Below are 9,559 nucleotides of genomic sequence, written 5' to 3'. Positions count from 1 at the left end.
TAGTCCCAACGATAGGTGTGTCCGCCTTCAGGAACAATGACTTCAAACATTTCAAAAAAGGTATTAGTAGGATTGTAAGTTGCCCAGTAAGTACCATCAATATATAAGATAACATTATCAGAGCCTTGTGCCCAGAACGTTAATTTAGTATGACTTTCAGACAGGGTAATTTCTGTTGATGTTGTTCCTGGGCTTGATTGATATGGAGCTTGAAGTGAATGCTGACCACTTTTGGCCACACGAGATATAGCCCAGTCACCAGAGAAATCTTGGCTTAAATAATTGCCTTCGAAACCAAAGGCCGACGTACCTTCACTTTGTGGTGTTGAATGGCTAATACTAATATCATCTAAATACAAATCTGGCCAACCATCATCAGAGACGGTAACGTCCCAACGATAGGTGTGTCCGCCTTCAGGAACAATGACTTCAAACATTTCAAAAAAGGTATTAGTAGGATTGTAAGTTGCCCAGTAAGTCCCATCAATATATAAGGTAACATTATCAGAGCCTTGTGCCCAGAACGTTAATTTAGTATGACTTTCAGACAGGGTAATTTCTGTTGATGAACTTCCAGCACTCGACTGAAAAGGAGGTTGTAGAGAAAAGGTACCACTTTTACTTTCTTCTTCATTAGGTAGCCAGTTCGATAAGCCTTGTGTTGTATCATCTTCAAACCCGATAAATTTAACTTGAGTGTCTTCATCTATTACAGAGAAGTTAATCGTATATTTATCACTGTCTAAACTTCCATCATTAACTACCAAGCTTACTTCATATTGGCCAACAGAATCTAACAATAACTCACTTGTTACATTTGAATTTGAAGATAAAGTAGCAGAGCTCTCATTAGGTTTTTTTTCTAAAAACCAAATATATGTAAGTTCGTCATTGTTAATATCGCTGCTATTTTCAGCATTAAAGGTAACTGTTGAATTTTCTATTAAACCACTAATTGAAGTTAAAACTGCACTAGCATTGGGCTTTATGTTTCCTGCAAAGAGTGTAACTGAATCACTAAAACTGTTTGCTATGCCGTCATTTACAACTAAACCTAGTTGATATTCACCATCAATATCTGGAGTGAAATTGGTTTTTTCTGAATTTGGGGACTCTAAGGTTGAAGTGCTTCCACTAGGGGTATTAATAATCGACCAAGTATATTCTAAGTTTTGGTCATTGATATCGTAACTTCTACTACCATCTAGTTCAGATAAAACCCCCGTTGGGATGATTTTGTCTTCACCTGCATGAGCTACAGGAATGAAATTTAATGTTGATAACAGAACTGTTGATGGTGCACTCGTTAAGCTGCCATTATTAACAATTAGCTTAACTAAATAATCACCTTCAACATCAGGAGTGAAGCTTGGTGAAATAGAGTTTGGGTTATCAATAGTTGCATTGCTGTCGTTAGGTTTTGATTCAAAACTCCAAGAATAAATTAGCGGAAGATTGTTGGAATCGATTGATGCTGAACCGTCAAGATTAACCTTTATCCCTTCTGTTATACTCTGAGGCGTACCTGAGTTTGCTATTGGTGGCAGCTCAGAATCGTTATTAGGTGATATAATATTAATAGCGATCGTTGATATATTTTCAACATTATTTGAATCAGTTACTGTTACACTAATCAAGTGAATGCCGATAGATAGATTAGTTGAAATTGATGCTCCACTTCCTATTGAACCATCTATGCTAGAGATCCAACTTAGACTGCCATTATCTTGGTTAGTTGAAGCGGTAAAGTTCAAGGCTTCTAGGCTAGAGTAGGATTCTCCTGATGTAGGGGATGTAATGTTAACTAAGGGTTTTTCTTCAGTTAATGGACTGTCACTTACTATTATTGTTATGAAGTCGGTATGAGATAAACCATCAGAGTCGGTAGCGGTTAAAGAAACTGTATGAGCGCCTTCAGTTAAGGTAGTGGTTAAATCAATACCGTTCCCTAAAGTGCCGTCTTTACTAGATACCCAAACTAAATTATTTCCTGAGAGTTCCCCATCTTCATGATCTAAGGCAGTCCCTGTTAGGTTAAAAATATCGGTAGTTTTATAATTTGTTGACGATAAACTTGTTGTGATTTGAGAAACTGGTTGCTGTTTTACAATTTCTATTGTTTTAGTTTCTACCTTAACTTCTTGGCTACCTCCGCTATCTCCACCACAAGAAATTAGGCTGAGTGATAAAAGGTATAATGTAAAAAATTTGTATAAAAAGCTAAGCCATTTATTTTCATGTACTTTATTGTCCATTTGATTTTATCCTTTTTTGATTTTATCATCTAATAATTTTTATTGTATCAATGATGTAACAAAAATAACCTGTCAAATATGACAGTAATGAATAACTTTTTATTCTACAAAAGAACAAATAAATACCGCATTAACAAGACTGAAAATGGACTTAATATGGATATGGAAATTATCGGGGAAATACTTTTTTGTTGCTCAGAACTTGAACTGAAAAAAAAATTTGAGCAAGCACTTCTTGAAATAGGGATTATTTCGTTTAGCTACAGTGAAATACAGCATAAACAAAACACATCGATAAAGCTTATTCCAGATATCTCACAAAAACGATATGAATGTTATGTCAGTTATGACCTTAATATATTGGAAATTCCTTTGAATATCTTTAATGATTCGAAGGAAATAGCGAACCTTACTATGTTTTTAGAAGAGAATGAAAGTAGCACAAGGACAGTCCTTTCAATTAACATAGTAGAGTCATATAAATTCATAAAGTTTGACTACATAATTAATGAAACAGAAAAAATAAGCCTATGGTTGCAAAAGTATACATATAAAATAAAAATGCTTTCTACATTATATCATCAGAAGGCGGTTCAATTTAGTGAGTCATCAAATATAATATTTAATGTATCTGGTAGAGAGTTAGAATGCGCTCAATGGGTTAGCTCTGGATTGACAGCCAAGATTGTTGCTAAAAAAATGAATATAAGTGAAAGAACAGTAAGGTTTCATCTATGTAGTTTAAGAGATAAACTTAATGTTAAATCAAAAGAAGAAGTTATTGCATTACTTGCTTACCATCGCCTTATAACAATCTAATTACCGAAAAATGAGAATAAGGTTGAAATGGTAACGTTCACTAATTCATATTGGGTATAACCCTATTTATTATTGATGGTGAATCATAGCCAAATTATTGATTACTCCGATTTAGAGGTATTAAAGATCATTAAACGCAGCTAACCATGCGCTAAATGACGGTGATACTTGCTCTATCGTGCATAATTGCTGGTTATAGAACCACACCGGAATGTCATGATTGCGCTGTTGACAATCACTGAGTTTGAAACAAAACATATTGCCCTTACAATCTGAGGCAAACAAAATATGACCTTTAGGCATGCCGCTTAACTCATACAGCGCAGACAAGTTTTTAACGTCTTCAAGGCTGAGAAAGTCTTGCACTTCGGCAATATCAGCATTCAAATCGCAAATCTTTGAAAAAACATTAGGACTGTGCACTAAGCCATAATTGCTTAATAAATAGATGTATGTTTCAGGTAAAAAGGCGTTTAAGTGCGATTCAAGTGCGCTAATGTCGTTTTTATTTATCGGTGACATGGCGCTTTTACTGCCCCAATTTTTTACAAATAAGTCGATGCTTTTGATAAGTGATACTCCTGCGGGTAAAGCCCAATATCGGCGCTTAATAGTTTTATAAGTTAATAAGTTAATCGCTTGATAAAATATCAGCTACTCTTGCTTGTAAAGGCGGTAGCAATTGTTTTTCAAACCACGAATTGGCTTTCAGCCAGCGATTATTTCTAGGGCTAGGGTGGGGTAAAGGTATTACCCGCGGCCATTGAGTTTGCCATGCTCGCACGTGTTCAGTGACCGTTTGATACTGCTGATTAAGGTGATACGCCTGCGCGTATTGACCAATAACGATGGTTAATTCTAATGCCGGTAATTGCTCAAGCAATGAGGCTCGCCAGGTTTTAGCACACTCTGGCCGAGGTGGTAAATCGCCCGACTTGCCCGTGCCAGGATAACAAAAGCCCATCGGTAAAATAGCGACTTTGTTCTCATTGTAAAAATCGTTTGACGATATCGCTAACCAGCTTCTTAAGCGATCACCACTGGCATCATCAAACGGAATGCCAGAGGTATGTACTTTACGTCCTGGAGCTTGTCCGGCAATAAGAATACGTGAGTTAGCAGAAAGCTGAACAATGGGTCTAACACCATCAGCAAGGGCATGTTGGCAAATATTGCAGGCTCTTACTTCTTTAAGCAGCTTGCTTAAGTCTTTCATCGTATCTACCTAATTTGGTTATTTAGCTACTCATTGAGTCAAGGCGTTAATTGTATGCTTACGCAATTTTTAATTCAAAGCTAATCGTTTTGATACTTAGTAGATAGAACTATTTAATATGCGCTGAGCGCAAAATTTCGTTTTTAGTCGTTAATTCATCGAAAGGGGCGTTGAGCGATCGTATTGCCTTGAGTAAATTTCTGCTCACCAGCATTGTTATTCACCCCATTTCAGGTTATAACCTTGTTTATAATATTACGTTTAGATGGCTAGATAGCCATTATTAAAACATCGCCGCGAACTAGGTTACTTAAAAGATGAAACAAGATACTAAAATTATCAACGCAGGCCGCAAGTCAAAATGGACTCAAGGGGTAGTAAACCCGTCGGTACAACGTGCATCCACCGTTGTTTTTGAATCAACTACTGCCATGAAACACGCGGCAGGCAATAAAACCAATCAAGTGCTTTTTTATGGCCGCCGTGGTACCACAACCTCGTTTGCATTTTCTGATGCTATGGTTGAACTTGAAGGTGGTGCAGGTTGTGCTTTGTATCCGTCTGGTACAGCTGCTATCACCAATGCGATTTTATCCTTTGTGAAAAGCGGCGATCATATTTTAATGGTGGATACCGCTTATGAACCTACTCGCGATTTTTGTGATAAGTTACTGACCAACTATGGCGTTGAAACCACTTACTACGATCCGCTCATTGGCGCCGGTATTGAAGCGTTAATTAAAGAAAATACTTCGATCATCTTTTTAGAGTCGCCCGGTTCAATTACCATGGAAGTACAAGATGTACCTACCATTGCTAAAATCGCCCATCAACATGACTGTATTGTCATGCTTGATAATACTTGGGGAGCAGGTGTTAATTTTCAGCCGTTTGATTATGGCGTCGATATTTCAGTGCAAGCGGCAACAAAATACATTGTTGGTCATTCAGATGTCATGCTGGGCACGGCAACGGCGACGGAAAAATATTGGCCGCAGCTTCGCGAGCATAGTTATACACTAGGCCAATGTACTTCTCCTGATGATTTATACTTAGCGCTACGCGGTATTCGCACCTTAGGGGTACGTTTAAACCAACATGAAAAAAATGCGTTAAAAGTGGCGAACTGGTTAAAAACACGCCCAGAAGTGGAAACTATATTGCATCCTGCGTTTGACTCTTGCCCGGGGCATGAATTTTTCCAACGTGATTTTAATGGCTCCAACGGGTTATTTTCTTTTGTCCTTAACTGCGGTAACCAAAAAGCTTTAAACGCACTGCTTGATAGTATGGAACACTTTAAAATGGGCTATTCTTGGGGCGGTTTTGAAAGTTTAATTCTAGGTATTACCGGTTTAAAAAATATGCGCACCGCAACACAGTGGCCATATGAAAACCCGTTAATTCGCTTACATATTGGTTTAGAAGATGTTGACGATTTAATTGCTGATTTAGAGCAAGGCTTTGAGAAGTTTCATCAAGTACTAGCAACAAGTTAATAAACATCATCTCGCCTCACGTATTGTTAAATTCGTGGGGCTTTTTTGTTTTGGCAATAACTCAATTAGAGCGATTGCCACTTCAACTAGTGCTTTTTTAACCATTGAATACATTTAAATGTTAAAAGCACTATACAAGCTTATTTTCTCATGTCCATCCGCTATATTTATTGTCTTTAGTTCAGTATCATTCTCCTATTCGTAGCTACGCATTTAAGTAAAAATTTATTTTTTCTTTCAGGAATATTTGATGTTCATAACCAAGCTTTATCAAAAACTCAGCCCATTTCAACGCGTTATTATTTCACTTATTCTAGGTATATGTGCGGGGATTTTTGTTGGAGAACCTGCGGGTAAAATAGAAATACTCGGCAATGTATATATTAATTTATTGCAAATGACCGTATTGCCTTACGTGTTGGTCTCGATTATTGGCGGTTTAGGGCGTTTAGACAGTAACATGGCATCGCGTATTGGTATACGGGCGGTAAAAGTGATTCTCATTATGTGGCTAGCCGTAATGACCACTTTATTATTACTACCACTTGCCTACCCAAATTGGCAAACGGCGGGTTTTTTCAGTACCAGTTTAGTTGCAGAGCCGGCAGAATTTGATTTTTTAAAGCTCTACATTCCGTCGAATATATTTGCTTCACTAGCGCAAACCATTGTTCCCGCAGTTGTTTTGTTCTCGTTATTGATGGGAGTCGCGTTAATTAACGTGAAAAACAAAGCCAATTTTTTATTACTTACCGATAACATCAGCGATAGCTTAATGAAGGTTGCCTCTTATGTGGCAAAATTTGCACCAATTGGTATCTTTGCGATTTCGGCATCTGCGGCAGGTACGCTAGCAGTAGAAGAGCTAGGACGTTTACAAGTATTTTTATGGGTTTATATTATTGCGGCAGCGTTATTAGCACTGGTTCTGCTGCCTTTGGTATTAAGTTGGGCAACGCCATTTTCTTATCGTGAATTAATGTCTATCGCCGGTGAAGCGGTTGTTACTGCGATTGCAACAGGCACAGTACTGGTTGTGTTACCAATGCTAATTGAACGCAGTAAGGCCTTGTTAGCCAAACATAAAATGGACTGTGAAGAAACCAGTTCTACAGTTGATGTGTTAGTGCCCACCGCCTATAGTTTTCCAAGTACAGGCGCGCTACTTGGTTTAGGTTTCATTCTATTTTCAGCTTGGTATGTCGGCTCGCCATTAGGTTACGAGCAGTACCTGTCTTTTGTAATTTTAGGTGCATTAACCGCGTTTGGGAAAATGGCGGTTGCGATACCTTTTTTACTCGACTTTTACGACTTACCAAGTGATCAGTTCCAATTGTATTTATTGGGAAGCTTAGTCACTGCAAGATTTGCCACTGGCTTAGCGGCACTTCACGGCTTTGTTATTACACTTCTCGTTGCAAGTGCGGTCATTAAAAAGCTTAAGTGGCATCGGATGATGCAGGCAATAGCAGTGCACTTAGGCATCACATTTTGTGTAATGAGCGCAACAGGCATGGCGCTTACTCATTTGATCCCTTATCAATATGAAGGGGTAGAAACATTTGAGTCGTTAAAAGCAATGAAAAGCGCGGCAAAAAAAGTAAAACATGACCAATTGCAACCATTAACTGTTGAAGAACAACAGCGACCGCGTTTAGATGTGATACGTGAACGTGGCAGTATTCGTGTCGCATATTTTCCAATGTCTCTACCGTATGCATTTAAAAATACGGATAATGAGATTGTCGGTTTTGATGTCGAGCTGATCAATGAACTTGCTAATGATTTAAATTTAGCCGTGGAAATGATCTATTTAGAACAGCGAGAAGGGCAGGCTCAACTGCTAGCAAATGGCAGTATTGATATCAGTATTGGCGGCCAAACAATCACACCATTAAAAGCACTTGATGTCGCTTTTTCAGATTCATATACCCATCATACTGCCGGCCTAGTATTAAGTGATTCTAAACGTGATGAATTTGCAAACATGGAAGATATAAAAGCAATGCCAGATCTTAATTTGGGTATTGCGCCGAATGAATATTACGTTAATGCACTTACTGAACGTTTTCCAAATGCGAAAGTCACACCGGTATCAAATATTCGTTTATTTTTGCGTGGTAAATATCCAGAGGTAGACGCATTAGCTTTTTCTACCGAGGCAGGCTCTTCATGGGCAATGTTATATCCCAATTATAGTGTATTAGTGCCTAAAGGTTTGAAAATAAAAGTGCCTGTAGGTTTTATATTGCCACAAGGTGACGTGCGCTACGTGCAATTTATCAATACGTGGATTAAGTTAAAGCAAGACAATGGTTTTTTACCTGAGGTATACAAGTATTGGATACTCGGTGAAAACCCAAAAGCTAAGCAACCACGATGGTCAATTATCAATAACGTGCTAGGTTGGAATATTTAGCGCCTCGTCGTAAGTTTCTTCACAAAATAAATAACGAGTAACTACACTTTGTTATTTATTTTTAAAACCAAAATGACAACGCTGTCATTTTGGTTTTTATTATGATATCGTGTCTTTATTAAAAATTCAGCTCATGTTTAAAACGGGCAATATTATAAAGTGGAGTGGTAACAATGAAGGTAGTGATCCTTGATAACGCTGCTGATGTAGCTAAATATGGGGCAGACATATTTATCAAACAAATTTCAGCTAAAGCAGATTCTGTTTTAGGCTTAGCAACAGGTTCTACGCCAGTTGCTTTATACAAAGAGCTGATTCATGCACATCAAAATCAACAAGTGTCTTTTAGCCAAGTTTCAAGTTTTAATTTAGATGAGTACCTTGGTCTAAGCGGCGAACATAGTCAAAGCTATCGCCACTTTATGAACGAACAGCTATTTGATCATGTTGATATTGATAAAAACAACACATTGGTGCCACCAGGTGACGCTAAGAATCCATTAATCGCTTGTCACGAATATGAGCAAACCATTAAAGAAAGTGGTGGTATTGATATTCAGTTATTGGGCATTGGCCGCAATGGTCATATTGGTTTTAATGAACCGTCATCGTCACTTGGCTCTCGCACTCGTGTAAAAACACTTACTCAAGAAACCATTGATGATAATGCGCGATTTTTTGCAGAAGGCGAGTTTCAGCCACATCTTTCAATCACCATGGGTATAGGCACTATTTTAGAAGCTAAAAAAGTGGTGTTACTTGCCACGGGTGAAAACAAAGCACAAGCAATTGTTGATACAGTGCAGGGCGCAATTACCGCAAATTGCCCAGCGTCTGCACTGCAATTTCATCCAGATACTGTGATTATTATTGATGAGGCTGCCGCTTCGTTACTTGAAAATAAAGAATTTTTTAGACACATCGAGCGAGAAAATCAAAAGTTAGAAAGTAGTTTGGCGCTATAAAGAAATAATATCCTCCTAAGCATTATTGGCGCATCCCTTAGCTTAATAGTTAAGGGATTTTTTTTACTTAATTTTTAATGAAAATAAGCAAAGTGTTACGTTGAGAGCCTTTTAGAAAACTGACAAACGAATACCGATAAAGTGAACTGACGACTAAGGTCGAAATAATCTTTAGGGTGATAATTAACATTAGAAATTTATACAGAGGAAGTTGGTTGCGGGATCCGCTTATTTTTGAAGAGAGCGAACTGACGACCTAGGGTCGTATAAGATAATAATGGGAACAATTTAGATTTTAAAAATAGAAGTTGGTTGCGGGAGCCAGATTTGAACTGACGACCTTCGGGTTATGAGCCCGACGAGCTACCAGGCTGCTCCATCCCGCG

Annotated in this window: 7 protein-coding genes and 1 tRNA gene; 4 read left to right on the top strand and 4 right to left on the bottom strand. The window is 38.1% G+C overall.

Features of this window, described 5'->3' with window-relative positions:
* Positions 1 to 2,255 (bottom strand): PKD domain-containing protein (locus ACRRSQ_RS18525; RefSeq protein WP_440877265.1); only part of this gene is annotated, 2,255 nt, incomplete at its 3' end.
* A gap of 156 nt (positions 2,256 to 2,411) precedes the next feature.
* On the opposite strand from ACRRSQ_RS18525, the gene ACRRSQ_RS18520 reads away from it, so the two are divergent.
* Entirely contained in the window at positions 2,412 to 3,074 is a 663-nt protein-coding gene (locus ACRRSQ_RS18520) for a helix-turn-helix transcriptional regulator (RefSeq protein ID WP_440877264.1), read from the top strand.
* A 120-nt stretch (positions 3,075 to 3,194) separates the two neighbouring features.
* Here ACRRSQ_RS18520 and ACRRSQ_RS18515 read toward each other — a convergent pair whose 3' ends face one another.
* Together ACRRSQ_RS18515 and ACRRSQ_RS18510 are read right to left on the bottom strand one after the other, a co-directional pair.
* Positions 3,195 to 3,596 (bottom strand): SMI1/KNR4 family protein, encoded by a 402-nt coding sequence (locus tag ACRRSQ_RS18515; RefSeq protein ID WP_440877263.1) that lies wholly within the window; start codon positions 3,594 to 3,596, stop codon positions 3,195 to 3,197.
* Between the two features lie 109 nt (positions 3,597 to 3,705).
* Positions 3,706 to 4,290, bottom strand: coding sequence for a uracil-DNA glycosylase family protein (locus tag ACRRSQ_RS18510; RefSeq protein WP_440877262.1), 585 nt, complete (start codon positions 4,288 to 4,290; stop codon positions 3,706 to 3,708).
* Positions 4,291 to 4,607: 317 nt separating this feature from the next.
* On the opposite strand from ACRRSQ_RS18510, the gene ACRRSQ_RS18505 reads away from it, so the two are divergent.
* The 3 genes from ACRRSQ_RS18505 to nagB all read left to right on the top strand — a co-directional run bounded on the left by ACRRSQ_RS18505 (position 4,608) and on the right by nagB (position 9,173).
* On the top strand, positions 4,608 to 5,789 hold the full coding sequence (locus tag ACRRSQ_RS18505; protein ID WP_440877261.1) for a cystathionine beta-lyase: 1,182 nt from the start codon (positions 4,608 to 4,610) through the stop codon (positions 5,787 to 5,789).
* Positions 5,790 to 6,039: 250 nt separating this feature from the next.
* Positions 6,040 to 8,208, top strand: a complete 2,169-nt coding sequence (locus tag ACRRSQ_RS18500; protein WP_440877260.1) for a cation:dicarboxylate symporter family transporter — start codon at positions 6,040 to 6,042, stop codon at positions 8,206 to 8,208.
* 173 nt (positions 8,209 to 8,381) lie between these two features.
* Complete coding sequence (nagB, locus tag ACRRSQ_RS18495; protein ID WP_440877259.1) at positions 8,382 to 9,173, top strand: glucosamine-6-phosphate deaminase; 792 nt, start codon at positions 8,382 to 8,384, stop codon at positions 9,171 to 9,173.
* 309 nt (positions 9,174 to 9,482) lie between these two features.
* Here the strand turns inward: nagB and ACRRSQ_RS18490 are convergent.
* Positions 9,483 to 9,559, bottom strand: a tRNA-Met gene (locus ACRRSQ_RS18490).

The sequence above is a fragment of the Thalassotalea sp. PLHSN55 genome (assembly GCF_052030545.1).
GTDB lineage: Bacteria > Pseudomonadota > Gammaproteobacteria > Enterobacterales > Alteromonadaceae > CANMXU01.
This window is presented reverse-complemented; position numbering and strand designations above follow the sequence as displayed.

Excerpts from the sequence above, each read along its gene's own strand:
- nagB (WP_440877259.1), top strand. The coding sequence starts at position 8,382 with ATGAAGGTAGTGATCCTTGATAACGCTGCTGATGTAGCTAAATATGGG.
- ACRRSQ_RS18520 (WP_440877264.1), top strand. The coding sequence starts at position 2,412 with ATGGATATGGAAATTATCGGGGAAATACTTTTTTGTTGCTCAGAACTT.
- ACRRSQ_RS18505 (WP_440877261.1), top strand. The coding sequence starts at position 4,608 with ATGAAACAAGATACTAAAATTATCAACGCAGGCCGCAAGTCAAAATGG.
- ACRRSQ_RS18500 (WP_440877260.1), top strand. The coding sequence starts at position 6,040 with ATGTTCATAACCAAGCTTTATCAAAAACTCAGCCCATTTCAACGCGTT.
- ACRRSQ_RS18515 (WP_440877263.1), bottom strand. The coding sequence starts at position 3,596 with ATGTCACCGATAAATAAAAACGACATTAGCGCACTTGAATCGCACTTA.
- ACRRSQ_RS18510 (WP_440877262.1), bottom strand. The coding sequence starts at position 4,290 with ATGAAAGACTTAAGCAAGCTGCTTAAAGAAGTAAGAGCCTGCAATATT.